We start from the raw sequence: 26,025 nt of genomic DNA on the forward strand, positions 1-26,025 counted from the left end.
CAGCCGGAAATTAGCTGACTTCAATGTCCGACCCTCACACGGGGGGTGAGAATCGGAACCAAATTACAAAAATTTGGCACTGACATTCATCGACACACTATTGAGTTCTCAAAGAACACACGCACAAGCCTTTCATCCGAACTTGATCGAATGTCCAGCGAGGCAACTTTTCCAGTCTAGCCACGAGACCCCGCAGAGTCAAGGACCAATATTCTGGCTGATGTGTTCGTGTCCGGCGCTCCTCGTCCAACCTCGTATCCGATCCCGATTTCCAGCCTCTGAGCTGGGCTTTCGGTCCCGGTCGGCGTCCGTGTCGCTCTGACCTGGACTAAGTTACGCGGCGGATAACGCGAGGTCAAATCCGCTGGTCGCGGAGGTGTTTACGCTGGTGAACGAGGTGCGGATCGGCCGATCAGCGACCTGAGCCACCGGTTTGTGACTCAGGTCATCTCGATCTTGTTTTCGTATCGTCGACCCGATCAGTTGCCCGCGCGGCGTACGCCGGCGAAGTTCTTCTTCCCACGGCGCAGCACCAGCCAGCGTCCGTGCAGGTAGTCGGCGTCGGACGGGGTCCACTCCGGGTCCGAGATCTTCTCGTTGTTGACCGACGCGCCGCCCTCGTTGACCGCGCGACGGGCCGCGCTACGGCCCTCGCACAGGCCTGACTCGACCAGCAGATCGACGATGGTCGAGGCGCCGGCGACCTCGGCGACCTTGCCGTCGACAGCGGACTCGGCGAGCGCCGCCGACAGCGTGGACTCGTCGAGCTCGCGCAGGTCACCGCGACCGAACAGGGCCTGACTGGCCAGCTGCACCGCGCGGGTGTTCTCCTCACCGTGCACGAGCGTGGTCATCTCGGCGGCGAGGCGCTTCTGGGCCTCGCGGGCGAACGGGCGCTCGGCGGTGGCCTTCTCCAGTTCGTCGAGCTCCTCGCGAGACAGGAAGGTGAACCAGCGCAGGTAGCGGACCACGTCGGCGTCGGCCGTGTTCACGAAGTACTGGTACCAGGCGTAGGGGCTGGTCATCTCCGGGTCGAGCCAGAGGCTGCCGCCGCCGGTGGACTTGCCGAACTTCTTGCCGTCGGCCGAGGTGACGAGCGGGACAGTCAGAGCGTGCACATGCTCGCTGTCAACGCGGCGGTTGAGCTCCACGCCCGCGATGATGTTGCCCCACTGGTCCGAGCCGCCGACCTGCAGCGTGCAGCCGTATTCGCGGCGCAACTGCAGGAAGTCGTTGGCCTGCAGGAGCATGTAGCTGAACTCGGTGTAGGACATGCCATCCGACTCGAGACGGCGCTTGACGGTGTCGCGGGCCAGCATGACGTTCACCGAGAAGTGCTTGCCTATGTCGCGCAGGAACGACACCGTGCTCAGCGAGCCGGTCCAGTCCATGTTGTTGGCGATGATCGCCGAGTTCGGGCCGTCCAGATCCACGAAGCGCTCGAGCTGCGAGCGGATGCGGCCGGCCCATTCGGCGACGGTGTCGGTGGAGTTCATGGTGCGCTCGCCGACATCGCGGGGATCGCCGATGAGACCGGTCGCGCCACCAGCGAGCACGATCGGGCGGTGACCCGCGCGCTGGAAGCGCTTGAGCGCCAGCAGGGGAACCAGGTGTCCGGCATGCAGGCTGGCCGCGGTCGGGTCGAACCCGGCATAGAGGGTGATCGGGCCCTCGGCCGCGGCCGCACGCAGGGCGTCCAGGTCGGTGGACTGCGCGATCAACCCGCGCCAGGTCAGTTCATCGATGATGTCGCCGCTCACGCTTCCCTATCTTTCCATTCCGCCACTGCGCGACTTTTTCGCCCGGCTGCGGTGCCGTCGCCGGTACTGCATGCGGCCACCAGCGGAGAGCCGAAACATTTTCCGCGGCACCCGACGGTTTACCCCGATCGCAGCGAAATCGGGTGTCTCGTGACATACCAACAAGCCCGTCACCGAGTGCGATCGGTGACGGGCAGGGTGCGATCGATTATTCGAGGTCACTTCACCAGGTCGGTGAAGGTGGCGAAGGAGGCGCGCCGCTCGTAGGCGATCCAGGCGAAGACGCCGACCAGGATCAACGGGAAGATCGCCAGGGCCGGGGAGCCGAGGACGAAGGCCTGGGTGGCGGCGGCACAGACCATGGTGATGGACAGGCCCGCGGCGGCCGGGCCATTCAGGCGCGGGACCAGCAGGCCGATGCCGCCGGAGATTTCGACCAGGCCGGTGAGGTAGCGAAACCAGTCGCCCCAGCCGATCTGGTGGAACACACGGACGGCGTCGGCCTGGCCCACGAACTTCGGCAGGCCGGAGGCGACGATGAAGAACAGGCCGAGCACGATCTGAAGGGTCCACAGCACGCGGTTGCGGAGCTTGCTCGGGGTGGCGATGGTCGGGGTGGCGGCGAGGGCGGTCATGTCGCATGTCCTTCCGGGGCTTGTCGGTTCGGTGTCGAACTCGCTTGCTCCATAGGACGGGGGCTGCCGCGGAAACTCATCGGCGCTCGAGAGGAATTTCCGGCCAGGCGCCGAAGGCCGCCTCGAGCGCCGTCAGATGGACGCGGCTGGCGGTGGCGGCGGCCTCGGGATCGCGGGCGCGAATGGCGCTGTAGAGGTGTTCGTGCGCGTCGTGGTCGCCAGCGGGATCGCGCATGGGGCGGATGCGGAGCATGTCGATCATGGCGTGGCGCGAGCGCGGGACGAAGGCGTTGAAGAGCTCGAGCAGGATGTCGTTGTGCGCGGCGGCTACCACAGTGCGATGGAAGGCGGTGTCGGCGTCGACCAATTCTTCGACGCGATCGCCGCTTTCGGCCCGGGCGGCCAGGGCGCGGAGCATGGCGCGCAGGTCGGCGGGGGTGCGGCGGCGGGCGGCCAGGGCCGCGCTCTCGGCCTCGATGGCGATGCGGGCCTCGAGAACGGTGACGATGTCGGAACGCCGCAGCACCGTGTCCCAGTCCTCGGCGACGTCCAGGGCGGTGACGAAAACTCCTGCGCCCTGGCGGCTTTCGAGCACACCCTTGCCCGCCAGTTCGCGAATGGCCTCGCGCAGCGTCGAACGGCCGACGCCGAGCTGGGCGGCGAGCGTGGTCTCGCCGGGTAGGCGGTGGCCCAGCTGCCACTCCCCCGCGCGTATGCGCGACAGCAGGACCTCGGCGGCTTGGGCGGCCAGCGGATGCCTCTGTACCTGCGCCACTATTGCTCGGCCTCTCTACTTGTCTGAGGAGTGAATCCCCTCTAGTCTAGTCCACATGCTTCTGGGCGCCCTGCTTCTCCTTCACCGCCGCGGCGGGGTCTGACCGACCGGCACCCCGCTAGCGGGTTCGCTGTGCTGCGCCGGTCACCTCCTCCGACGCGAAAGCGAATTCCCGTGAGCACTCCCCTGATCTGGAATCGTCAGCAGCCTTCCGTCATGCCATCGCATCGGTATCGCGATGTATACCAACGAGTTTCGGTGCCATTGACCGAGCGTGCATGGCCCGCCTACCGGATCACCGCGGCCCCGCTCTGGGTGCCGGTGGATCTGCGTGACGGCAATCAGGCCCTGGCCGAGCCGATGGATCCCGACCGCAAGCGGCGGTTCTTCGAACTGCTGGTGACGATGGGCTACAAGGAGATCGAGGTCGGCTATCCGAGCGCCTCGCAGACCGACTTCGACTTCGTGCGGCTGATCGGAGCCGAACGGCTGGCCCCCGCGGACGTCACCATTGTCGTCTTCACACCCGCGCGCCGGGATCTGATCGAGCGGACCGTGGAATCGGTGCGCGACATTCCCAACAATGTGGTCGTCCACATGTACACCGCCACTGCTCCGACCTGGCGGAATGTGGTGCTGGGCAAGACCCGTGAGGAGCTGGCCGAGCTGATCACCGCCGGCGGGCGCGATGTGCTGGAGCTGGCCGGGGACATGCCGAACGTGCGGTTCCAGTTCTCGCCCGAGGTGTTCATGCTGACCGAACCGGACTTCGTGCTCGATATCTGCGACCGCATGACGACCCTGTGGGACGCCACGCCCGAGCGGCCGGTGACGCTGAACCTGCCCGCGACGGTCGAGGTGGCGACGCCGAACGTGTACGCCGATCAGATCGAGTACATGCACCGGAATCTGGCGCGGCGCGAGAGCGTGATCCTGTCGGTGCATCCGCACAATGACCGCGGGACCGGGATCGCGTGCGCGGAGCTGGCGGTGCTGGCCGGGGCGCAGCGGGTCGAGGGGTGCGTGTTCGGCAATGGCGAGCGCACCGGCAATGTGGATCTGGCGACGCTTGCGTTGAATCTGCATGCGCAGGGCGTGGATCCGATGATCGACTTCTCCGATATCGACGAGGTGCGGCGGACCGTGGAGCACTGCACGCGGCTGCCCGTGCACGAACGGCATCCCTACGCCGGTGATCTGGTGTACACGGCGTACTCCGGAACGCATCAGGACGCCATCAAGAAGGGGTTCGCCGAGCATCGCGAGCGGGCGGCCGGGCTGGGTCTGTCCGAGCGCGAAATCGCCTGGGAGGTTCCGTATCTGCCGATCGATCCGGCTGACGTCGGACGGTCCTACGATGCGGTGATCCGGGTCAATTCGCAGTCCGGCAAGGGCGGGATCGCGTATCTGCTGGAGACGGAGTACGGCCTGGACCTGCCGCGTCGCTTGCAGATCGACTTCGCCCGTCACGTCCAGCGCCACACCGACCGCACCGGGACCGAGGTGGCGGCGCGGGCGCTGTGGGAGCTGTTCACCGCCACATACACAGCCGACGCGGGTAGCGGCCCCGCCGCCGCGGAGATACCCGCCGACGCCACGATCGACGAGGCGATCGGCGTGCTGAACCGGCACGGTTGCCCCGTGGAGGTGCTGTCGGTGACGCACCAGAGCGTGGTCCGTGCGGATTCCGATCCAGCCGTCGCCTATCTGGAGTACCGCACCGCCGACGGCGCGGCCTGGGCGGTCGGAACGGGCGAAACCGCTTCCCACGCAACGATTGCCGCGGTCCTGGCTGCCGCTGCGAAATCGCGTGCCACAGTCCTGATCTAACCGATGACGTCGCCCTGGATGGTCCCCGCGCCGGGTCCGTCCAGGCGGCGTTCGAGTTCGGCGACCCGGTGCTCCAGTTCGGAAATACGGTGACGGAGTTCGGCTTCGACGGAGGGCTCGGCGGTCGGGCCGGCGGTGGCCGCCATGCGGGCGCTGACCCGGCGGCGGATCTCGTCGGGGCCGGCGCCCTCGCTGATGAGGACCTGCGAGGCCACGCCCGAGCCCTCCGCAGCCAAGGCGAGCAGCAGGTGTTCGGGGCCGATGTAATTGTGCTGCAATCGCATTGCCTCGCGCAGCGACATTTCGAGCACCTTCTTGGAGCGGGGCGTGAAGGGTATGTGCTCGGCGGGGGTGCGCTGCTCCTGCACACCCACCGCCTGCTTCACGCGTTCACGTAGGCCGGACAGGTCCATGCCCAGGTCCGCCAGGGTCTGCCCGGCGATCGGGTCGCTGCCGTTCATGAGGCCGAGCAGCAGGTGTTCCGTCCCGATCCAGTCGTGGCGGAGCAGGCGGGCCTCCTCCTGGGCGAGCACGATGGTGCGGCGCGCGGTGTCGGTGAACCGTTCGAACATGGGCTTTTCCACCTAGGGTGAGCTGTCGATCCGTCCACCGTAGTCCTCCGATCCGTCTACGCGGAACGATCCAGCTTGGGTGCGCGCGGACTGCGGCGATACGCGGACACGGCCGGGGAGTCCGGCAGCCACAGCCGCCACGGGCGGTCGGCGGCGAGGCTCACCCCGACCCGGGGACCGGCTGACACGGCGGCGGTGTCGGTGATTTCGGGGCCGAGTTCCAGGCGGATGGGCGCATCCTGGTCGAACAGACGGGTGCCGTAGTCGTCCAGGACGACGCCGAGGACGCTGCCGACATTGCCGGGGCCGCGGGCCAGGTCGGCGTCGGTCTTGGCGGCCGGACGGCGCGCGCGGGCGAGGTCGTGGCCCGCGGTGATCTCCCCCGCCCGGATGAGGACGGCGCTGGCGATGCCGTCGGGGCCACTGGTGACGTTCACACAGGTGTGCATGCCGTAGCTGAAATAGACGTAGAGCACGCCGGGCGGGCCGAACATCACCGCGTTACGCGGAGTGCGCCCGCGACCGGAGTGAGCGGCCGGGTCGTGCCAGGGTCCGGCGGGGTCGCCGCCGTAGGCCTCGACCTCGACGATGCGCAGGCTCACCGGTCCGGACCGGAGCGTGCCGCCGAGCAGTCGCCGCGCGGCGCGCAGTGGTTCGACGGCAAGCTGTTCGGCACTCACGCCGAGCATTGTTCCGCACGGCCGTCCCGCCCGGAGTGCCGGGACGGCCGTGCGGATCTCAGCGCGACCGAGTGGCTAGAGCCATTCGGCGACGCCACCGTGGTGCGAGCAGGTGCCATTGCGATGCCGGCTGAAGCTGTAGGTGCCGTCCTTGCAATGGGCGGTGGCTCCGTCGGGGGCGGTGGGAGCCTGTTCCGGTCGCGGCACGCAGGCGCCGTCAACGTTCTCGTATTCGCTTGCGGCGCACGCGGCGTGGAGCACCGGCGCGGCGACCGCGGGACCGGCGAGCGCACTGCTCGCACCGATGAAGGCCGCGGCGGCCCAGGGCAGAATATGTCGCGCGGCACGGCGCGTTATAGAGCCGATCACTACGAAATCCCTTGCAGAATGGCGGTGTCGAATCGGGGGCGGACGCCCCCGACGAGCGCCGAATAGTACGGGACCGCTCTCGCCTCGACACCGAATTCCTGTTGGCCGACCGATTCAGCGGCCTATTCGCCGCCGACCCGCCGCTGTATGCCGGCAAGCTTGTCCGGGTTGACCTGGAAGCGAATGTTTTCGATGTGACCGTCGCGAATGTCGTAGGTCAGCGCGCCCACCCGATAGTCGCCGATCATAGCCAGCACACCGAGTTCGCCGTTGATGTGAGCGGATTCGAGGCGGATGCCCGCACTGATCGGCTTGGCCATGGCGCCGAGCATCCAGCGCGCCACATGGTCCGGGCCGTAGAGCGGACGGCGCGCGGCGGTGACCTTCCCGCCGCCGTCGTTCCACAGCGTCACCTCGGGGGCGAGCAGTTCCATGAGCGCGTTGACATCCCCGCCCTGGGCCGCGGCCATGAACTTCTCGGTGATCTCCGTGCGGGTCGCCACATCGGTGTCGAAGCGGGGGCGGCGCGAGTGCACATGGGAGCGGGCGCGGTGGGAGATCTGGCGAACGGCGACCTCGGGCCGGTCCAGGAAACCCGCGATCTCGGCGTGCGAGTAGCCGAAGACCTCGCGCAGCACGAAGACCGCGCGCTCGACCGGGCTCAAGGTTTCGAGGACGACCAGCATGGCGGTCGACACGGTGTCGGCCATCTCGGTCTCCTCCGCGGCGTCGGCGGTGCCGGTGAGCAGGGGTTCGGGCAGCCAGGGCCCGACATAGGTCTCGCGGGTGGCGCGCGCCGAGGTGAGGCGGTTGAGCGCCAGGTTGGTGACGGTGCGGACCAGGTAGGACTTGGGGTGGGTGACGGTATCCCGATCCACCTCATGCCATTTGATCCAGGCGTCCTGCAGGATGTCCTCGGCGTCGGTGACGGTGCCGAGCATCTGGTACGCGGTGGCGAACAGCAGCCGGCGGTGGGCGACGAAGGGATCGATCGAATCGTCGCGCCGCCCAGTGGGTGTGGGCTGGTCGGGCGTGTGGTCCTGCATGGGACTCATACCTACCGGGTCTTGCGAGTCGAATCCATCACAGGGCCGGGACATCGCGCCGATGTCCCGGCTACCTGGGCAGACGCGAACCGGACAGCGGTTCGTGTCATGCGATCGCGCGGGTGGAGCGGCCGCCGTTGGTGAACTGCACCCGCATGGTCATGTGCTTGCTCATCGTGAAGGTCGGCACCGGGCTGCTGCTGACGGTCTCCTTGTAGGCGACGGCGGCGCGGCCCTTCAGGTACCAGCGGCGCGGGGTGTCGTCGGCCTTGGTGAACTGGATGACCGCGTCCTTGCGGCCCAGGCTGACCGGTTGGTGGATGTAGCCGAAACGGAAGGGTTTCACGGTCTTTCCGCGCAGCCGGCGGGTCAGGCTGTCGGCGGCGTAGGCGGCGGTGGGCATGCCGCTCTGGCAGGTGCCGTGCAGGACGCCGAAGGGCATGCGCACCGCGGCGGCGTCACCGATGGCCAGGATCTCCGGGTGCGAGACCGAGCGCAGGGTGGGATCGGTGAGGATCAGTCCGCGCTCGTCCACGGCGATGCCGGCCCGGGCGGCCAGCGGCGAGACCTTCATACCAGCGGTCCACAGGGTCAGATCCGAGGCGATCAGTTCACCGGTGCTCAGGCGCACCGCGTCCGGCAGCACCTTGGCGACCCGCACACCGACCTCGCGGACGATGCCGAGCCGGTCGAGGGCGCGATTCAGATGGGCGCGGGCCTTGTCGCCCATCATGTGGCCGGGCTCCTGCGCGCTGATCAGGGTGACGGTCAGGCCGGGGTGCGATTCGGCGATCTCGGTGACGGCCTCGATTCCGGTCAGGCCGCCGCCGACCACGGTGACGGCGCCCGCGGCAGCGGTGATTTCGGCGAGCCGGTGCGAGAAGCGGCGGGCCTGGCGCGGAGCGTCGAGGGTCCACGCGTGGTGGTCGGCGCCGGGGACGAGCGAGGTGTCGGTGGTGCTGCCGAGCGCGTAGATCAGAGTGTCGTAGGGTATCTCGGCGGCGTCGTCGAGGGTGACGACGCGGGCGTCGGCGTCGATCGCGACGGCGGCGGCCCGGTGGAAGACCACGCCCGAACCGGCCAACAGGTCGGGGATGCGGTGGTCGGCCAGTTCCTGTCCGGCGGCGATCTGGTGCATGCGCAGCCGCTCGGTGAAGCGGTCCGAGGGGTTCACCAGGGTGATGCGGACATCCAGCTTGCGGGTGCGGCGGGCCAGGCGGACGGCGGCCAGCATGCCGGTGTAGCCGGCACCGAGGACGACGATCTCGTGAGTGTTGGCGGTGGCGTTCATGGTCGGCTCCATGGGCTCGTTCCTTGGGGGTCGGGCATGAGACAGGACAGCCCTCCAGAACGTGACAACCCGTAAATGTGCACTGGGTCACAGTGGAACACTCGAACCCAGTGCCGTTCGTCGTGCTCGACCACAAGTACGGGGTGTCGGGCGCGCAGCCGTCGGAGGTGTTCGCGCAGGCGCTGGAGCGGGCCCGGAGCGATCACGCGCCGGACCTCGAGATCGTCGCGGACGCCGATGCCCGCGGACCCGACGGATGCGCGCTGCCGCAGCGGGACCGAGCGCTAGCGCTCACCGTCGCGCACGATGCGGCGCCCGATCGGCGACACCGTCTCGGTGTAGGCGCTGCGCTCGCCGGATCGGATGCCGAGCAGGTCATCGGCGATCACGAAGCCATAGGCGACCAGGACCAGCAGCACCAGCTGTCCCCAGGCCACCCCGGCGATTCCCATCGGCGCGGTGGCCACGATGGCGACGGCGCCGGCCAGTCGCAGCCACGGCCGCGGTATGCCGAGCGTCAGCCGGAACAGGCACTGGCCCAGGAAGAACACGGCCACGCCACCCGAAAGCGCCAGTGCCGCGGCCGTACTCGCGGGCTGGTTGCCGTGCGAGATGGTCATGGAGATGCCGGCGGCGGTCAGGATGATGCCGAGCACCAGCACGAACAGTGAGTAGCCGTAGGCGAGGACGGCCGGGCGAATACGCGCCGGACCCGGCATCGCCGCCAGCCGGCGTTCGCCGCGCTCGTCGTCGAAGCCGAAATAGGCCCACCACAGCACATATCCGAGGGTCAGGCCGAGACCGGCGGTGGCGGCCAGGCCGACGGTGAGGTCCATACCGGTCAGGTTCGCGCCGATGGCCACCACCGATTCGCCCAGTGCGATGATGACGACCAGGCCGTGGCGTTCACAGAAGTGGCTGGGGCGGATCACGAATCCCTCGGTGCGGGCCAGATACGGCGAAACCACCTGCACCACAACGGCAATCGTCCACAGTGTGGCGCGAACCCGGTCCTCGGCGATACCACCCGCCAGTACCAGCGCAGCGGAGAGGGCGTTCAACGGTGCGAGGCGCAGGATCGCCGAGCTCGCGCTCGCACCACCCGAGGTCGCGAACATGATGCTGTGCACGGTGTTCACGACGAAGTACCCGATCCCGAAGGCCAGCCCGGACCCCTGGAAGGCGCTCGGAATCGCCATGGCGACGACGAAGAAGCCGAACATGCCGAGCAGCAGGAAGGTACGGCGTGAGGAACTGCTCGGCGCGACCTCGTTGGTGAGGAAAACGTAGCCGCTGTACATCCACCAGATGATGGCGAACATGAGCGCCACATGCCCCAGCTCACCCCAGCCCGGGTGGTGGGTGAAGGCGTGGGTGAGCTGGGTGATGGTGAAGACGAATACGAGGTCGAAGAACAGTTCCAGGGTCGAGGCCCGGACCTGCCCGCCCTGCGCCTCGATCTCGGCCGCCGAGCCGGACGTATCGCTGGTCACGTGCAGAGCGTAGAGCTGTCGCGCGTGGACCGCCGCACTCGCCGGTCCGGCGATCCTGACGCTCCGAGTCCGCCGGCACCGAGCCCACGGGACTCCGCATGCGCCTTCCCGGCGGGCACTTCACGTTCGACGGTAGGCCCCAGGGAGCGTTCGAGCTGGTCACGACCGGTGACGAAACCATGACGGCGAGTGCGGATATGGCTCGGACCAGGTGGTTCGGGGGCGGGAGCGGCCTAGGGTGGGGTGATGCGGATTCTGGTGGCGGATGACGATCCGATGGTGCGCGAGGTGGTGCGGCGGTATCTGGAGCGGGACGGTCTCGAGGTTGTCGAGACCGCGGATGGACCCGCGACGGCCGCGGTGCTGGAGCGCAATGAGATCGATCTGGCCGTGCTGGATGTGATGATGCCGCCGCCGGATGGGATCGAGCTGACGCGGGCGGTGCGTGCGGGGGCGCATCCGCAGACGCCGATCATTCTGCTGACCGCGCTCGGAGAGGAGGACGATCGGGTGATCGGGTTGCAGGCGGGGGCCGATGACTATGTGACCAAGCCGTTCAGTCCGCGGGAGCTGGCGTTGCGGGTGGCGTCCGTGCTGCGGCGGACGAATCCGCAGCCGGTGGCCCAGGAGGTGCTGCGCGGGGACGGAGTGGAGTTGAATCGGGCGGCTCGGACCGTGGCGGCGGGCGGGATGCCGGTCGAATTGACCGCGCGCGAATTCGATCTGCTGGCCTTCCTGCTGGCGAATCAGCGACGGGTGTTCAGCAGACAGGAGCTGCTGGCCGAGGTGTGGGGGTGGAACTTCGGTGACCTGTCCACGGTCACCGTGCACGTGAAGCGGTTGCGGGCCAAGCTGGGTGCCGCACACCGGATCGAGACGGTGTGGGGTCGCGGATATGCCTGGGGCCGCGCCGATGTCGGCACCGACCCGGACGCGGAGGAGGTGGGCCGTGCCGACTGAGACCCCCGGGCTGATCGGCTACGCGCTGGCGGGGACGCTGCCGGTGGTGGTGATCGGCGCACTGCTGCTGCGCTACACCCGCAATCGCGCGATGACCACCAGCATGGCCGTGCTGGTACTGATTCCGACACTGGCCACGCTATGCGGGGTGGTGGCGGTGAGCGGGCTCATGTTCGGGGCCGAATTCGAGCGCACGGCGGTGGTTCTCGCGGTGGTCACCGCCGTCACGGTGCCGGCGGCCATTCTGCTGGGCCGCGAGCAGGCGCGGGCCACGGTGTGGGAGCGCGAGATGCTCGCGCAGGAGCGCGCGGCGGAACGCTCGCGGCGGGAGCTGGTGGCCTGGGTCAGCCATGATCTGCGCACGCCGCTGGCGGGCATTCGCGCCATGGGCGAGGCGCTGCTGGACGGGGTGGTGTCACAGCCCGAGGACATTCAGCGCTACGCGGAACAGATTGTGCGCGAGACGAATCGGCTGTCCTCCATGGTGGACGACCTGTTCGAGATGTCGAAGATCAATGCGGGGGCGCTGCGGCTGCGACTCGAGCCGGTGGATCTGCGCGAGCTCATCGACGAGGTGCTGGCGGCCAATCAGCCGACGGCCGGACGCGCCCAGGTCACCTTGGCCGCCACGCAACCCGAAAACAAGATCGTGGTGGCGGGCAGTGATCGGGCGCTGGGCCGGGTGCTGACCAATCTGGTGGCCAATGCCATCGCGCACACACCGCCCGGCGGGCGCATCGACATCTCGGCGGGCACGGAGGGCGGGCAGGCCTGGACCCGGGTGGACGACACCGGGCCCGGCATTTCCGAGGCCGATCTGCCGCGCATCTTCGAGGTCGCGTATCGCGGCAGCTCCGCCCGCTCCCCCGGCGCGGCCGAACTGGGCAGCAGCAGCGGTATGGGATTGGCCATCGCCGCGGGGCTGGTGGCGGCGCACCACGGTGACATCACCGCGCAGAACCGTGCGGACGGTGCGCGATTCGAGGTTCGGCTGCCGTTGCTGGAGACCGCCGACCGCGCGTGAGCAGCAGGTAGGCGGCGACAACGGCCCAGACGACCGCGAGCGAAACGATCAGGCCGACGGTGTAATCGCGGTCCAGAACGGTGTCGTTGCCAGGGACCGCTCCCTCACGGCCGAGCACCGGGATCGCGAGGAGGATCAGGGCGAGGCTGATGAACGCGCCGACGGTGTAGGCGGACCACCAGCGGGCGGGGAGCACATGGTGGCCGAGCACGCCCGCCAGGGCCGCGACCGGGCCGAACACCAGATTCTCGGCGAGGATCGCGCCGATGAACCAGACGGCGACCGAGCGCAGGTCGGTGGTGCTCATCTTCAGCAGCAGGTCGACGCCGTAGGCCGCTAGCCCGATACCCGATACGCACAGCAGGATTCGGGTGATCGTCATGGGAGTTCCTCGATCGATTCGAGCCATTTGGTCTGGAGGACGCCCGGGCGATCGGGAGCGATCAGTCGGCAGGGATAGCCGTGGTCGAGGGCGAGGTCCTCACCATTGAGGCGCAGGGCGATCAGCGTGGCGGCATCCACCACGAAGTTGCGGGGCAGTACCGACGAGCCGTAGATGCCCGTCGTCTCCAGGGAGACGAAACGGACATCGCCGCCACGGTATTCGCCCACCTGGGCGAGCAGGTCGCGCAAACGGACGCCGGACCAGTGGCCCTGCGCGCTCCAGCCCTCGACACAGGCGATGGGCAGCGCGCTGTCGCGCTGCGGCAGTGCCTCCAGATCGGCGCGGGAGAAACCGCGTTCGCGACCGCCGACTTTCACGGTCAGCGTGTACTGCGGCGAGCGGGCGGATTCGGTGACGGCCGCGGCCGCGGCCGTCCGGTTGATCGGAACGCTTTGCGGGCCTTGACCACTGCGCGGCGCGAGGAGGGAGACCCAACGCAGGAACGGGATCGACTGCCCGGCCACCGCCATCCCCGCCACGACCGCGCCCAGCCCGGCCGCGATGAGCACCGCACGGCGCGAAACGCCCTGGGGCTCGGTATGCTCGTCGTCCGGGTCCGCGGCCGCTCGAGCGACGGAGTCCGGGGCATCGACCGGCTTCGAAAGCGCTTGTCGCACAATCGGAAGCTTGACCGCCAAGTGCACCACGACCGCGCCGAGGGCCACATACGCCGTGGCGTGATGCGTGGTGGTGAAGAAGAACTTCCACGGGTAGTACTGCGCGGTATTGAACAGCCCGGTGACGATCTGGAACAGCACCACCCCGATGAGCACCGCCACCGACAGGCGCTCCACGACTTCAGGAAGTCCGCGGCGCAGCGACGGTTTGCGGAAGAACCGCGGATACACCGACCACAGCTTCACCAGTAGCAGCGGGATCATCATGACCCCGACCGTCACGTGAGTGCCCTGGGTGACGCGGTACAGCCACACCGGGTGCGCGGGCCACCGGAACCAGTCCGGCGGATGCTGGATGAGGTGACTGATCAACCCGGTCACGAACAGGATCGTGATGCCGGCGCCGAGGGCGATACCGGCCCGCGCGGCCACCGCCGTCGATCGGGCCGGGCTCAGACGCTGGGAAAGCGCGCCCGGCAGCAATAGTTCGGACTGCCCGGACCGCTCGTCCCGGGCAGGCTCGCCGTTCTGCTCGAGCGCAGCGGGCTGGTCCGATACTGCGGTCTGGTCTGGCACGGCGTCCGCGGTTTCGGTGTGCTCGACTGGCTGCACCGCGGGCTCCTTTCGAAACTCGGATCTCAGAGTGCGACAGGGGTTTTCGCCGTCACCAGCTCGGCGACGGCCCGCGCGAAGCGCCCCCGGGACACCGCTGCCACCGAGACGGCGTCGGCGTAGGTGTCCACATCGGTCAGGGTCGGCAGGGCGTGAACTCGGAATCCGCTGTGGCGCAAGGCCGTCTCGGTGAGTTCGCCGGTACGGTTCGTCGACATCGGAATGTCGGCGAGCAGATGCGCCGGGCTGGATTCGGTGAGGCCCAGAGCCCACCAGCCGCCGTCCGTGGCGGGCCCGAGCACGGTGTCGCCCGTGGCCACCAGGCGGGCGGCCGAGCGGGCGAGCAGGTCCGAATCGACCTGCGGGGTGTCCATGCCGATCTGCAGCACCGGAACGCCGAATTCGGCCGCATCGGCGTGGGCGTTGGCGAGTCGCTCGCCGAAGCTGTCGCCACGCTGCGTTACCACGGTCACGTCGCGCAGGGCGGCGGCCAGCTCGATCGAGCGTTCGGCGCGATCGAGATCGCCGGTCCAGGCGACGACGCGGTGGCGAATCCCGCTCTCGCTCATCGCGTCCAGGGTGTCGAGCAGGGCGCAGGCCGCCAGATAGGCGGCGTCCACCGGCGAGAAGGGCGGGGTGAGGCGGGTTTTGGCGAATCCCGCGATCGGCGATTTGGCTACCACCAGCATGGTGGCGGGAATCTCGGTCGGGTTCATCGGACACTCCAGAAGTCGCGGGCGGCACGCAGGGTGCCGAGCCAGGAACCGGAGACCTTGGACTCGCCGTGAGTCCGCGGCCGATAGGTGATGTCGCGTTCCAGCACCAGCCAGCCGGCGCGGGCGGCGCCGGTGAGCAGGGCCAACGGGTAGCCGGAGCGGGCGTGCAGGTGGCCGAGCGCCTGCAGTCGGTCGCGGCGGGCCACCCGCATGGCGGCGATATCGTGCACCGGCAACCCGTAGTGGCGGCGTAGCCGGAAGGCGAAGGCCCAGTTGCCGATTCGTGCGTGCAGCGGTAGGGCGCCGGGCGCCGCGGCGCGGCGGCGGCCGACCACCATGTCGACGCCGGGGCCGAATTCGGCCACCAGGCGGGGCAGTTCGCCGGGATCCAGGGAGCCGTCGCCGTCCAGGACCGCGACCAGTTCGGTGCGGGCGGCATCGACGCCGGTGTGCACGGCGCTGCCGTAGCCGGGAGTCGGTTCGGTCACCACGGTCGCGCCGGCGGCGCGCGCCACGTCGGCGGTGCCATCGGTGGAACCGTTGTCCACCACGATCACCCGGTAGCCCATGGGAATTGCTGACAGTACGCCAGGCAAGGCTTCCGCTTCGTCCCGGCACGGGATCACCACCGTGACCCCGGGTTCGGAGTCCAACTCGGTCATGGCCTCGACCGTACGGCCAATCGGGGCCTTCCGACCACGGGACACGCATGACGAAAGTATGACAAGAGCAGGAGAAACGCCGATCCGGACAGTTCCGGCGGTTTCGGGGCCTAGGGTTTCCGGCATGGCGAACGCTTCCGCGACCAGGGTCGCGCGCTCTGTCTCCACCCGCGTCGACGCCTACTGCGCGCTCGCGGCCTTCTGTTTCGTCCTCGCCGCGTTCCTGATTCCGCGAATCGAGGGCAAACCCTGGCGAGACAGGTTGTACGCCGGGGCCGCACCGATCTTCGGCGGCTGGCTGCCGCATTTGGGGTGGGGCACCGTGCCGGCCGTCGCCCTCGCCACGGCCGTGGTGCGGTTCGGACCGGACCTGGCGCGGCGGCTGTCATGGACGCGGCTGCTGCTGACCACCTGGGCGACGGCGGCGGCATGGGCGTTCGCGCTGGCCATGGTGGACGGCTGGCAGCGCGGCTTCGCGGGGCGGCTCACCACCCGCGACGAATACCTGCACGAGGTCGGCGGAGTGCACGACATCGGGGCCATGCTGCGCGGATTCTCCGGACGCATCCTGGATTTCCAGCCGGATTCGTGGACCACACACGTGTCCGGGCATCCGCCGGGCGCGCTGCTGGTGTTCGTACTGCTGGACCGGATCGGGCTGGGCGGCGGGGCATGGGCCGGACTGTTGTGTCTGCTCGTCGGGACCAGCGCCGCGGCGGCGGTGCCGTTCACCATTCGGGCGCTCGGGTCCGAACATCGCGCCCGGAGCGCTGCGCCCTTTCTGGCGCTCATGCCCGCGGTCATCTGGATCGCGGTGTCGGCGGACGGGCTCTTCGCCGGGGTGGGCGCCTGGTCGGTTGCGCTGCTGGCGCTGGCGACCCGGCTCGAGCCGGGGTGGATCCTCACCGCGGTGGCGTCCGGGCTGTTGTTCGGGTGCACCGTCTTCCTGAATTACGGCCTTGTGCTCATGGCGATTCCGGCCGCGGCGGTGCTGCTGGCTCGCTCGTTCCAGCCCGCCATTCCGGCGCTGGTGGGTGCGCTGGCCGTGGTGGCGGCCTTCGCGGCGGCGGGATTCTGGTGGCTGACCGGCTATCACCTCGTGGTCGAACGCTATTACCAGGGCATTGCCAGCGAGCGGCCCTACGCGTACTGGGTGTGGGGCAATCTCGCCGCGACCGTGTGCGCGGTGGGTCTGGCCACCGTCGCGGCGAGCTGCCGGGTGCTGGTCGAGCTGAAGATCCAGCCGGTGCATCCGTGGCAAGACCGGCTGTCGCGCTGGCGATCCCGGGTGGATCCGGCGGCGCTGCTGGCGGCCGCGGGCGTCACCGCCATCCTGATCGCGGACTTCAGCGGACTGAGCAAGGCCGAGACCGAACGCATCTGGCTGCCGTTCGATGTCTGTGCGCTGTCGGCGACCGCCCTGCTCCCCCGCCACAGCTCACGCTTCTGGCTCGTCGCGCAGGCGGCGGGGGCGTTGCTCATCAATCATGTGATCCTGACGAACTGGTAACCGCCACAGGCGCATTCACCGCCAGGTCGGCGCTCCGTTCCCGGCGGCGGAACGCAGCGGGGCGGTGGCGAATTCGGCGAGTCCCACGCCGGGGGTGATGGCGGCGACGAAACCCAGTGCGCGGCGGGCCCGTTCGGGGCTCGCCACGATGTGGCGGACATCGCCGGGACGGTAGTCGCCGGTGACCACGGGTTGTTTGCCGCCGTAGGCGGTGGCCAGGGTCGTAGCGACCTCGCCGATGGTGATCGGGGCGCCCGAGGCGATGTTGAGTGGAGTGAACCCGCCGAGCGGATGCTCGAGGGCGACGACATTGGCGGCGGCGATATCGCGGACGTGCACGAAATCGCGGGCCTGCGCGCCGTCTTCGAACACGCGCGGGGCCTCGTTCGCCTCGAGCGCGGAGCGGAAGATGGCGGCCACGCCGGAATACGGTGTGTCCCTGGGCATATCGGGGCCGTACACATTGTGGTACCGCAGCGCGGTGACGGTGCCGCCGGTGGCCGCCGCCCAGGCGATGGCGTAGTGCTCCTGCGCCACCTTGGCGGCGGCGTAGAGGCTGCGCGGGCGCAGGGGTGCGTCCTCGTCGATCGCGGCCCAGGTGAGGGGGCGGCCGTCGGGGCCGCGGTGGTCGAAGCGGCCGTTGTCGAGATCGGTGCGCATACGCGGGGCCGGGTCGGCCGCGACGCCCGCGGAATCGACGTAGCGGCCCTCGCCGTAGACCACCATCGAGGAGGCCAGCACCAGGCGGCGGCAGCGGGCGCGGTCCATGGCGGCGAGCAGGACCGCGGTGCCGAGATCGTTGTGGCTGGCGTAGGCGGGCGCGTCCTGGGCGCTCACGCCCGCGCCGACCACGGCCGCCTGATGGCAGACCACGTCGACGCCGCGCAGCACCGTGTCGAGGGCGTCCGGATCGCGTACGTCCACTCTGGCGATGCCGGGTGGCGGCACGGCCGCGGATCCGTGGGCGGCGGCGAGCATGACGTCGACCGCGATGACGTCGTGTCCGGCGGCCTGTGCCGCGCGGTGAATGTGCGAGCCGATGAATCCGGCTGCGCCGGTCAGGAGTACACGCATGCGGCGATTCTGGACGGAGCGCCGCCGGAATGCGTCGGGACTGGCCGAGCTCGCCCGGTTCGTCATGATTTGGTCAGATCGCGGCCGCACGCGAGCCGGGATGCGACACGCACACGGGTCTTGCCCTCGGCACCGGAGGGGCGCACAATTCACCACGTAGTGAATTCAACACTCGATGAATTGAGGGTGACCGTGACGGCACCAGCGACGACAACCGACGCCATCGCCATCGAGCACCTCGAAGTGCGGCGCGGCGGGCAACAGGTTCTGCGGGACATCTCCCTCACCGTCCCCCGGGGCAGCATCACCGGGCTGCTGGGGCCGTCGGGGAGCGGGAAGACGACGCTCATGCGCAGCATCGTCGGGACGCAGATCATCGAATCCGGCTCGGTGCGCGTCCTCGGTGAGGAGGCCGGATCGCGTGGGTTGCGGCGGCGCGTCGGGTATGTGACCCAGGCGCCGAGCATCTACGACGACCTCACCGTGGCCGACAATATCTCGTATTTCGGTGCGCTCTACGGGGCTTCGTCCGCCGATGTCGAAACCGCCCTGGCCGCGGTGGGTCTCGGCAGCCATGCCCGGCATCGCGGCAGCGAGCTCTCCGGCGGGCAGCGCACCCGGGCATCGCTGGCCTGCGCGCTGGTGGCGGATCCGGAGCTGCTGGTGCTGGACGAGCCGACCGTCGGCCTCGACCCGGTGTTGCGCGCGGATCTGTGGGAGCAGTTCGACGCGCTGGTGAAACAGGGCCGGACACTGCTGGTTTCGAGCCATGTGATGGACGAGGCCGAACATTGCGACCAGCTGCTGCTCATGCGCGAAGGCCGATTACTGGCCCAGCTCACACCCGCCGAATTACGGTCCGACACCGGCGAATCCAGTCTGGAGAACGCCTTCCTCACGCTGATCCGGATGGGAGAAGAGCTGTGACCGCGACCCTTTCGCGCCCGACGGGTCCACGCCCGATCGGCTGCTACACCGCCACCACCGTGCGCATCCTGCGACAGCTGCGCGCCGACCACCGCACGGTCGCCATGATCGTGCTGGTGCCCGCGCTGCTCATGACGCTGCTGTACTTCGTGTACAAGAACTATCCGGTCGCGCCCGGCGCGCCGCGGCTGTTCGACCGGGTCGGCATCACCATGCTCGGCATCCTGCCGTTCGTGGTCATGTTCCTCATCACCGCCATCGCCATGCAGCGCGAACGGGTTTCGGGCACCCTGGAGCGACTCATGACCACGCCGCTGTCCAAACTGGACCTGCTGGCCGGGTACGGCACCGCCTTCTCCATCGCGGCGGCGGTGCAGGCGGCGGCGGCCTGCCTGGTGGCCTTCTGGCTGCTGGGCCTGAAGGCGGCGGGCAGTCCGGGCCTGGTCGTGCTCATCGCCGTGATCGACGCCGTCCTGGGCGTGGCGCTCGGCCTGCTGGCAAGCGCGTTCGCGCGCACCGAGTTTCAGGCCGTTCAGTTCATGCCCGTGGTCGTGCTGCCGCAATTCTTCCTGTGCGGCCTGCTGGTCCCGCGCGGCCAGCTCCCCGGCTGGCTGGAGACGATCAGCAACGTCCTGCCCCTCAGTTACGCGGTCGAGGCCCTCCAACAGGTCTCCACCCACACCGGAGCCACCGGCCAGATGTGGCGCGATGCCCTGATCGTGGCCGTCTTCGCCGCTGTCGCACTCGGTTTGGGCGCCGCCACCCTTCGTCGGCGCACGGTATGACCTCGGGGACGCGCGGCATGAGCGCAGGCAGCGGCACCCGCAGCGGACGGCGTCCGGGCAATTCGGGCACCCGGGAGGCGATTCTGGACGCCGCCCGGATCCGTTTCGCCGCCGTCGGCTTCGACAAAGCCTCCATCCGCTCCATCGCCACGGCCGCCGAGGTCGACCCCGCCCTGGTCCATCACTACTTCGGCACCAAACACCAATTGTTCGCCGCCGCACTCCAATTGCCCGTGGACCCCCAGGACATCCTGTCCGGCTTCGCCGCCGTCCCGATCGAAAACCTCGGCGAACACATCATCCGCACAGTGCTAGGCATCTGGGACTCCCCCGTCGGCATGCCCGCCGTAGCCGCCTTCCGCAGCCTCCTCGCCAGCGACGACCCCACCCTGGCGCGCACCTTCCTACTGGAAGTCGTCCTGAAAGAGATTCGCCCCCTGGTGGATTCCCCGCCCGGCACCGGCGCGAAGCGCGCCGGCCTGGCCGCCTCCCAACTCGCGGGCCTGCTGGTGACCCGCAAGATCCTGAAGCTGGAGCCGATCGCCTCCATGGCCATCGACGACCTGGCCGCCCTGGTCGGCCCCACCCTCCAGCGCTACTTCACCGGCGATCTCGACAGGCTTCTGCCGTCGGAATGATCGGCGGCAGCGCCGAGCAGCCGACGCGTTCAGTCCTGGGTGAGGAAGAAGGCGTGTTCTTCGTCGGAGACATCGCGGGCCTCGTCGATGAGGAGGACCGGGATGCCGTTGTCGACGGGGTAGGCGCGGCGCAGGCGGGGGTTGTAGAGCACGGTGTCACCGGTGGCGGTGTGGGCGAGCTGCAGGGGGCCCTTGTCCTGGGGGCAGGCGATGAGGCTCAGCAGGGTGGCGTCCAGGGTTTCCTCCGACATGTCCGACAACCTACCGGTCGGCGTCGGCGGGGCGGGAATCGGCGGGGCGGCGGAAGGAGATGTGGCGGTGGCCGAAGAAACTGGCCACCGCGACCAGGCCCATGACCACGACGGCGGCCGGCTTGGCGGGGGCGTGCAGGAGCGAGACGGCCAACTGCAGCAGCACCATGTTCAGGACCATGCCGACCGCGTTCACGCCGACGAAGGCCACGAAGTCGCGCAGCAGGTGGCCGCGGACCCGGAACACCAGGGTGCGGTGCAGAACGAAGGCCACCACCATGCTCACCGCGTAGGCCAGCGCCACGGACAGCGCGGCGGCCACGTCCTTGGACACCACACTGTCGAGCACGGTCAGCCACACGATGGTGAGGACCATGCCCAGCAATGTGTTGAATCCGCCGACCAGGGCGAAGGCGACCTCCTGGCGTCGCACCAGCCGCAGCAGCGGTCCGGCCGGCGCGTTCTCGCCGGGCGCGGATTCGGTCAGCGAGGGGTGCGAGTCGGTCACTTGGCCGTGCCCACCAATTCGCGATCCGGATCGTCGTCGCGCTGCTCGGCCGCGGGCGCGTCAAGACCGCGGCGGCGCGAGCGGATGTACAGCCACTCCAGCACCCCGAGGCCGACGAGTCCGGCCCCGGCACTGGCCATGCCGATCTTCCAGCCCGGCGGCCGCCAGCTCACCTCGAGCACGGCATTGTGGGTGCCGCCCGGAATGTCCACCGCCACGAAGACTTTCGACACGGTCTTGAACGGAACGGGCTTGCCGTCGAGGGTGACGCGGTAGCCGGGCCAGCCCAGGCGCGCGAAGGTGACGCGGCCGCCGGTCTCCGAGGAGACGCGCACGCGGCTTGTCATGTCGGTCTCGTCGAGTGAGGTGGCGGTGACATCGTGGGCGTCGCCGACGCGGCCGTTCACGGTGGAGATCGGGCCGCCGTCTCGCTCGAGCACCCAGATGTACCTCTCATGGCCGGGCACGTCGACGAAGTGCCAGCCCTCGGGCGCGGGGTGGTCGCCGGCATCGGGGAACATGGCCTTCTGTAGCACGACCCGATCGATCAGCATGAGATCGGCGAGGGTGCGGCCGGTGGTCGGCTCAGCGCCGAACAGGCGGCGGTACGCGTCCGGGCAGACGCTCGAGTCCCAGCGCATGCACAGCATTTCGCCGAAGTAGAAGTGGCCGTTGGGCGTATAGCCGTTGACGTAGTCCTGCTCCAGGTCCTTGGCGTAGTTGCCCCACACCAGCGACCCGTACGCCCCCCGAAGGCTCTTGTCGGCGGGCTGCAGCAGACCGCGATCGGAGAGCTGAATGGTGGTGCCGCCCTGGAACTTCGGGAACGCCGCCATGGCCTCGTTGCGATCGGCCGGCAGGTTCCACGACATGGGTGTGGGCTGCACCCACCACACCTGGAACCAGGCGATCGGCACCATGGCCGCGATCACCAGCGCGGTGGCCGCGCTGCTCCCGCGGGTGCGGCCCAGCCACACCGCGCCGAGCCCGAGCGCGATCACCACGGCCGCCGAACCCAGGTGCCACAGCACGTCGTGCGGATCGGCGGAGAAGGTGCGCACCCACAGCAGCAGGACCAACACCAGCGCCGCGATGATCCGCTTGTCACGGTCCTTCGACGTGGCGAAGCGGCCCAGCAGCACGCACACCAGCACCAGCAGCCCCAGCGCCAGCATGGGCAGCACGCGCGCGGGCCAGCGTAGCGGGCCGACGGTGCCCGGTCCGGCGGTCCACATGAGCGCCATCATGGCGAACAGGGCGATCGCGACGAACTGCTTCCAGTGCTTCTGCGCCGCCTTCCAATCCACGAAGGCCAGCGCCGGAATCAGGAACCAGGCGACATAGGTCATGGGCAGCGGCTGGACGTAACCCCACCATGAGGTGAACGCCGGCATGGTGGTGGGCAGACTGGCGTTCAGCGACTCCGACCACGGCACGGTCAGGAACTGGTCGTTATTGATCTGCGAGTTGCCGCGCCAGCTGACCTGCGCCGACAGCATGGACGGCAGGAAGGTCAGCAGACCCGCCGCACCCGCGCACACCGCGGCGGCGGCCAGCCGCAGCAGCGGGCCGAACGCCTCACGCCACTGCGGCCAACTACGCGGACTCCGGCACACCAGGTAGCCGACCGCCACCGCGATCAGCATGAGTACGGCCTCGACGGCCGGGAACACGTACTGCACCGAAATCGCCAGGTACAGGTACACGAAGACCGGGATGGGCCCACCCTTGCCGCGCAGGTAGCGCTCCGAGGACGCCCACGCGTGGATCATCCACGCGGTGCCGGACATGGCGGTGAACCAGCTGGCCTCGTCGAAGAACAGGAAGAACCCGGTGAACGGCATGGCCACGCCGGCCACCGCGGCCCACTGCGGGCGCGCGCCGTAGACCAGGCAGACCCGGTACACGCCGAGCCCGGCGATGATCGCGAAGACAAGCTTCACAACGGTGGCGTACACGGCCAGGTTCGGCACCGAGGGCGCGATCAGATCGATCAGCAGCTGCGGCGGGTTGAACAGTCCCGCTTCCTCATTGGTGTAGTTGCCGGTCATCCACTGCTGCGGAATCAGGAACGGGAAGTGGCCGTCGCGGAAGGCGCGGCCGAAGAACACCCACAGCCCGGTGTACTGGGATTCGGTGTCGTCGGTGAAGAAGTGGCGGGAGTTGGCCAGGATGACGGCGAGGTAGCCGAGCGTCACCCCGATCGAGGTGACGATGCCCCAGCGGTACACCTCGCGCCGGGCCGCGCGTTCCGAAGGCTGGGCCGTACGCTCCGCGGGCCGCACCGACCTTTCGTCCAGTCCGGCACCGCCGTCCTGCCCGGATTCAGTGGCCCCGACCACCTTGGAAACTGAGCTTTCCACCACGAGTTCCAAACCCTACAGGGTGGTGCTGTCGATGGCGCTTACGCCGGTCCATCGCCAGGTTTCGGCATGGGGAATGATGGGCGAGTGTCAATGCTTCGCGCCGAAGGCCGGTCCGAGCAGCGTGTTAGAGTTCACCGCGGCTCGGACTCCGGTTTCCGGTGGGGAGTTCCGGCGCACACCGTCATCGAAAGTACATTCAGCTGATGCCGATTCCGTCCGCCCGCACCCACGCGAGCGACCCCAGCGTGACCTCCGGCAGCGAACACCCGGCGCGGGTGCACGCGGTCTCCGTCGTGGTGCCCGTGTACCGCGGTGAGCAAACCATCGCCTCGCTGGTCAGCGAGCTCGACAAGCTCGGGGAGCCGGTCACCACGCCGCGGGGCGCCAGCTTCCGGGTCGAGGAGATCGTGCTGGTGCACGACCACGGCCCCGACCGCTCGGACGTGGTGCTGCGGGAACTCGTCGAGACCTACCCGCAGGTGCGGGTGGTCTGGCTGAGCCGCAACTACGGCCAGGACGCCGCCACCATCGCCGGCATGGCCGCCGCGCAGGGCGACTGGACCGTCACCATGGACGAGGACGGCCAGCACGATCCGGCCTTCATCGCCGACTTCCTCGACACGGCCCTGGCGCAGCGCGCCGATCTGGTCTACTCCAAGCCGGTCAACACCCGCCCGCACGGGTTCCTGCGCAACGTCACCTCGCGCGGGGCGAAGATCGTACTGGCGACCGTGTTCGCTTTCCCGGATTCGACCCGCTTCGAGAGCTACCGGTTGATCCGCGGCGACATCGCGCGGCAGCTGGCACAGGTGGCTTCCAATGGCGTGTACCTGGATGTGGCGCTCACCTGGGTGGTGGGCGAGGCGGCGCAGGTGCCGGTGCAGCTGCGCGCCGAGGGCCGCGAAGAGTCCGGTTACAACTACCGGCGGCTGTTCTCGCTGTTCTGGAAGATGGTGCTGTGCAGCGGAACTCGCGGCCTGCGGCTGGTGAGCCTGCTGGGCTTGACGCTGGCCCTGGGCGGACTGGGTATGGCGGGGTGGGTGGTGTACCACGCGCTGACCGACAGCGGCACCGATCCCGAGGGCTGGGCTTCGCTCATGACGGTGCTGCTGCTGTGCTCGGGCGCGGTGCTGTTCTCGCTGGGGCTGATCGCCGAATACCTCGGTGTGGCACTGCATGTGCTGGTCGGCAAACCCCTGTATCTGACGGTGGATTCACCGACACCGCGGCCGGAGCAGCTGCGAGCCCGGGAAATGCGCCGCGACGGCGACGCACATCGGTTGGACGACGACATCGAGGGGGATCCCCGCGCGTGAGCAGTGACCGCATCATCTTCAGTCGCCCGTTCCGCGCCGCGCGCGAGCTGCCGAATGTGGAGGCCGTGCTGTCTTCGGACCACAGCCACGGCGACGGTCCCTTCACCGCGGCCGCCACCGCCAAACTGCGTGATATCACCGGTGCGCCGCACGCCCTGATCACCACCTCGTGCACGCACGCGCTCGAAATGGCCGGGCTGCTGCTGGAACTCGGGCCCGAGGACGAGGTGATCGTGCCCAGCTTCGCGTTCACCTCCAGCGCGACGGCCATGGCGCTGCGCGGCGCGACCGTCGTGTTCGCCGACATCGATTCCGCCACCGGCAATCTCGATCCGGAGTCGGTGGCCGCGGCCGTCACCCCGCGCACCAAGGCCGTCATGGTCATCCACTACGGCGGTGTGGCGGCCGACATGGAGGGGCTGCAGCGGCTGGCCGACACGCACGGCTTCGCGATCATCGAGGACAACGCGCACGGCCTCGGCGGCTACTACCGCGGCCGCCCGCTGGGCACCATCGGCACCGTCGGCGCGCTCTCCTTCCACGACACCAAGAACGTGCACTGCGGTGAGGGCGGCGCGGTCCTGCTCACCGACGAAATCCTCATGGCGCGCGCGGAAATCATCCGGGAGAAGGGCACCGACCGCGCCCGCTTCCTCCGCGGCGCAGTGGACAAATACTCCTGGCAGGACATCGGATCCTCCTACCTTCCCAGCGAATTGAACGCCGCCGTCCTCGACGCCCAGCTCGCCGAGTTCGACACCATTCAAAACAACCGCCACCGCGTCTGGAACACCTACGCCGCCGCCCTCCCGGACTGGGCCGCCCGCAACGATGTTCAACTCATGACGGTCCCGTCCGATCGCGAGCACACAGCGCACCTCTACTATGTGCGCGTCCCCACCGAACACCGCCGCGACGCCCTCATCGCGCACCTGTCCCAGCGCGGCATCGTGGCCCCCTTCCACTACATCCCGCTCGACTCCTCTCCCGCGGGACTGAAACTCGGCCGCACCCCCTTCCCCTGCGTCCGCAGCGCCGAGTTCTCCTCGACCCTGGTCCGCCTCCCCCTGTGGCCCGGCCTGACCGAGGAACAGCTGACCCGCGTCGTCGACGGAGTCACCAGCTTCACTGTCTAGCACCGAGCGCGAAGGCCCGGTCATCGG

General features: G+C 68.9%; 26 protein-coding genes. 9 read left to right on the top strand and 17 right to left on the bottom strand.

What is annotated here, in order from left to right; translation table 11 throughout:
* Positions 1-479: 479 nt before the first annotated feature.
* From tyrS to GLP40_RS13495, 3 genes are all read right to left on the bottom strand, one after another.
* Complete coding sequence (gene tyrS, locus GLP40_RS13485) at positions 480-1,760, bottom strand: tyrosine--tRNA ligase (protein ID WP_328290109.1); 1,281 nt, start codon at positions 1,758-1,760, stop codon at positions 480-482.
* Positions 1,761-1,978: 218 nt separating this feature from the next.
* A complete protein-coding gene (locus tag GLP40_RS13490) occupies positions 1,979-2,395 on the bottom strand; it encodes a DoxX family protein (protein WP_154788280.1) in 417 nt (138 codons plus the stop codon).
* Between the two features lie 76 nt (positions 2,396-2,471).
* The gene (locus GLP40_RS13495; RefSeq protein WP_328290207.1) at positions 2,472-3,173 is read right to left on the bottom strand and encodes a FadR/GntR family transcriptional regulator; all 702 of its coding nucleotides are present in this window, start codon (positions 3,171-3,173) and stop codon (positions 2,472-2,474) included.
* Positions 3,174-3,386: 213 nt separating this feature from the next.
* Here GLP40_RS13495 and GLP40_RS13500 point away from each other — a divergent pair, with 213 nt between their 5' ends.
* Complete coding sequence (locus GLP40_RS13500) at positions 3,387-5,000, top strand: 2-isopropylmalate synthase (RefSeq protein WP_154788281.1); 1,614 nt, start codon at positions 3,387-3,389, stop codon at positions 4,998-5,000.
* On the opposite strand, the gene GLP40_RS13505 is transcribed toward GLP40_RS13500, so the two are convergent.
* From GLP40_RS13505 to GLP40_RS13530, 6 genes are all read right to left on the bottom strand, one after another.
* Entirely contained in the window at positions 4,997-5,572 is a 576-nt protein-coding gene (locus GLP40_RS13505; RefSeq protein ID WP_154788282.1) for a Clp protease N-terminal domain-containing protein, read from the bottom strand. The genes GLP40_RS13500 and GLP40_RS13505 overlap by 4 nt on opposite strands.
* A 56-nt stretch (positions 5,573-5,628) precedes the next feature.
* Positions 5,629-6,261, bottom strand: a complete 633-nt coding sequence (locus GLP40_RS13510; RefSeq protein ID WP_154788283.1) for a DNA-3-methyladenine glycosylase — start codon at positions 6,259-6,261, stop codon at positions 5,629-5,631.
* Positions 6,262-6,327: 66 nt separating this feature from the next.
* Positions 6,328-6,621, bottom strand: coding sequence for a DUF3761 domain-containing protein (locus GLP40_RS13515; protein WP_328290110.1), 294 nt, complete (start codon positions 6,619-6,621; stop codon positions 6,328-6,330).
* A gap of 122 nt (positions 6,622-6,743) precedes the next feature.
* Positions 6,744-7,667 (bottom strand): RNA polymerase sigma-70 factor, encoded by a 924-nt coding sequence (locus GLP40_RS13520; protein ID WP_154788284.1) that lies wholly within the window; start codon positions 7,665-7,667, stop codon positions 6,744-6,746.
* Positions 7,668-7,773: 106 nt separating this feature from the next.
* On the bottom strand, positions 7,774-8,970 hold the full coding sequence (locus GLP40_RS13525; RefSeq protein ID WP_230329562.1) for an NAD(P)/FAD-dependent oxidoreductase: 1,197 nt from the start codon (positions 8,968-8,970) through the stop codon (positions 7,774-7,776).
* Between the two features lie 272 nt (positions 8,971-9,242).
* The gene (locus GLP40_RS13530) at positions 9,243-10,451 is read right to left on the bottom strand and encodes a low temperature requirement protein A (RefSeq protein WP_328290111.1); all 1,209 of its coding nucleotides are present in this window, start codon (positions 10,449-10,451) and stop codon (positions 9,243-9,245) included.
* A 246-nt stretch (positions 10,452-10,697) separates the two neighbouring features.
* Here GLP40_RS13530 and GLP40_RS13535 point away from each other — a divergent pair, with 246 nt between their 5' ends.
* Both GLP40_RS13535 and GLP40_RS13540 read left to right on the top strand, forming a co-directional pair.
* Entirely contained in the window at positions 10,698-11,411 is a 714-nt protein-coding gene (locus GLP40_RS13535) for a response regulator transcription factor (RefSeq protein ID WP_154788286.1), read from the top strand.
* Positions 11,401-12,435, top strand: coding sequence for a sensor histidine kinase (locus tag GLP40_RS13540; protein WP_328290112.1), 1,035 nt, complete (start codon positions 11,401-11,403; stop codon positions 12,433-12,435). The genes GLP40_RS13535 and GLP40_RS13540 overlap by 11 nt, the downstream gene beginning before the upstream one ends.
* Here the strand turns inward: GLP40_RS13540 and GLP40_RS13545 are convergent.
* The 4 genes from GLP40_RS13545 to GLP40_RS13560 are packed head-to-tail and all read right to left on the bottom strand — an operon-like array spanning position 12,359 to position 15,487.
* Positions 12,359-12,817, bottom strand: coding sequence for a hypothetical protein (locus GLP40_RS13545; RefSeq protein ID WP_154788288.1), 459 nt, complete (start codon positions 12,815-12,817; stop codon positions 12,359-12,361). The genes GLP40_RS13540 and GLP40_RS13545 overlap by 77 nt on opposite strands.
* Positions 12,814-14,109 carry a molybdopterin-dependent oxidoreductase gene (locus tag GLP40_RS13550; RefSeq protein ID WP_328290113.1) on the bottom strand — a complete coding sequence of 432 codons (1,296 nt, stop codon included), beginning with the start codon at positions 14,107-14,109 and terminating at the stop codon, positions 12,814-12,816. The genes GLP40_RS13545 and GLP40_RS13550 overlap by 4 nt, the downstream gene beginning before the upstream one ends.
* A 26-nt stretch (positions 14,110-14,135) precedes the next feature.
* Positions 14,136-14,825: a TIGR04282 family arsenosugar biosynthesis glycosyltransferase gene (locus GLP40_RS13555; RefSeq protein WP_154788289.1), complete on the bottom strand. Its 690-nt coding sequence runs from the start codon at positions 14,823-14,825 to the stop codon at positions 14,136-14,138.
* A complete protein-coding gene (locus GLP40_RS13560) occupies positions 14,822-15,487 on the bottom strand; it encodes a glycosyltransferase family 2 protein (RefSeq protein WP_154788290.1) in 666 nt (221 codons plus the stop codon). The genes GLP40_RS13555 and GLP40_RS13560 overlap by 4 nt, the downstream gene beginning before the upstream one ends.
* A 124-nt stretch (positions 15,488-15,611) precedes the next feature.
* Between GLP40_RS13560 and GLP40_RS13565 the strand changes: the two genes are divergently transcribed.
* Complete coding sequence (locus GLP40_RS13565) at positions 15,612-16,997, top strand: hypothetical protein (protein ID WP_196054654.1); 1,386 nt, start codon at positions 15,612-15,614, stop codon at positions 16,995-16,997.
* 15 nt (positions 16,998-17,012) lie between these two features.
* On the opposite strand, the gene GLP40_RS13570 is transcribed toward GLP40_RS13565, so the two are convergent.
* Positions 17,013-18,071 carry an NAD-dependent epimerase/dehydratase family protein gene (locus GLP40_RS13570; RefSeq protein WP_154788291.1) on the bottom strand — a complete coding sequence of 353 codons (1,059 nt, stop codon included), beginning with the start codon at positions 18,069-18,071 and terminating at the stop codon, positions 17,013-17,015.
* A 192-nt stretch (positions 18,072-18,263) separates the two neighbouring features.
* Between GLP40_RS13570 and GLP40_RS13575 the strand changes: the two genes are divergently transcribed.
* Genes GLP40_RS13575 through GLP40_RS13585 form a run of 3 tightly spaced genes read left to right on the top strand, consistent with a single transcriptional unit; the run spans position 18,264 to position 20,421 of the window.
* Positions 18,264-18,998: an ABC transporter ATP-binding protein gene (locus GLP40_RS13575; protein ID WP_328290114.1), complete on the top strand. Its 735-nt coding sequence runs from the start codon at positions 18,264-18,266 to the stop codon at positions 18,996-18,998.
* Positions 18,995-19,783, top strand: coding sequence for an ABC transporter permease (locus GLP40_RS13580; protein ID WP_328290115.1), 789 nt, complete (start codon positions 18,995-18,997; stop codon positions 19,781-19,783). The genes GLP40_RS13575 and GLP40_RS13580 overlap by 4 nt, the downstream gene beginning before the upstream one ends.
* Positions 19,780-20,421 (top strand): TetR/AcrR family transcriptional regulator, encoded by a 642-nt coding sequence (locus tag GLP40_RS13585; protein WP_154788293.1) that lies wholly within the window; start codon positions 19,780-19,782, stop codon positions 20,419-20,421. The genes GLP40_RS13580 and GLP40_RS13585 overlap by 4 nt, the downstream gene beginning before the upstream one ends.
* Before the next feature lie 29 nt (positions 20,422-20,450).
* On the opposite strand, the gene GLP40_RS13590 is transcribed toward GLP40_RS13585, so the two are convergent.
* From GLP40_RS13590 to GLP40_RS13600, 3 genes are read right to left on the bottom strand one after another with little or no spacing between them, the layout of a single operon-like run.
* Positions 20,451-20,672: a Trm112 family protein gene (locus tag GLP40_RS13590; RefSeq protein ID WP_154788294.1), complete on the bottom strand. Its 222-nt coding sequence runs from the start codon at positions 20,670-20,672 to the stop codon at positions 20,451-20,453.
* A gap of 10 nt (positions 20,673-20,682) precedes the next feature.
* Positions 20,683-21,180, bottom strand: a complete 498-nt coding sequence (locus tag GLP40_RS13595; RefSeq protein ID WP_328290116.1) for a GtrA family protein — start codon at positions 21,178-21,180, stop codon at positions 20,683-20,685.
* Entirely contained in the window at positions 21,177-23,411 is a 2,235-nt protein-coding gene (locus GLP40_RS13600) for a hypothetical protein (protein WP_328290208.1), read from the bottom strand. Before GLP40_RS13600 ends, GLP40_RS13595 begins: the two co-directional genes overlap by 4 nt.
* 410 nt (positions 23,412-23,821) lie before the next feature.
* On the opposite strand from GLP40_RS13600, the gene GLP40_RS13605 reads away from it, so the two are divergent.
* Positions 23,822-24,862, top strand: a complete 1,041-nt coding sequence (locus GLP40_RS13605; RefSeq protein WP_328290209.1) for a glycosyltransferase — start codon at positions 23,822-23,824, stop codon at positions 24,860-24,862.
* Positions 24,859-25,998 carry a dTDP-4-amino-4,6-dideoxygalactose transaminase gene (gene rffA / locus GLP40_RS13610; protein WP_328290117.1) on the top strand — a complete coding sequence of 380 codons (1,140 nt, stop codon included), beginning with the start codon at positions 24,859-24,861 and terminating at the stop codon, positions 25,996-25,998. The genes GLP40_RS13605 and rffA overlap by 4 nt, the downstream gene beginning before the upstream one ends.
* Positions 25,999-26,025 lie beyond the last annotated feature (27 nt).

It is taken from the genome of Nocardia aurantiaca (genome assembly GCF_009708175.1).
Lineage (GTDB): Bacteria > Actinomycetota > Actinomycetes > Mycobacteriales > Mycobacteriaceae > Nocardia > Nocardia aurantiaca.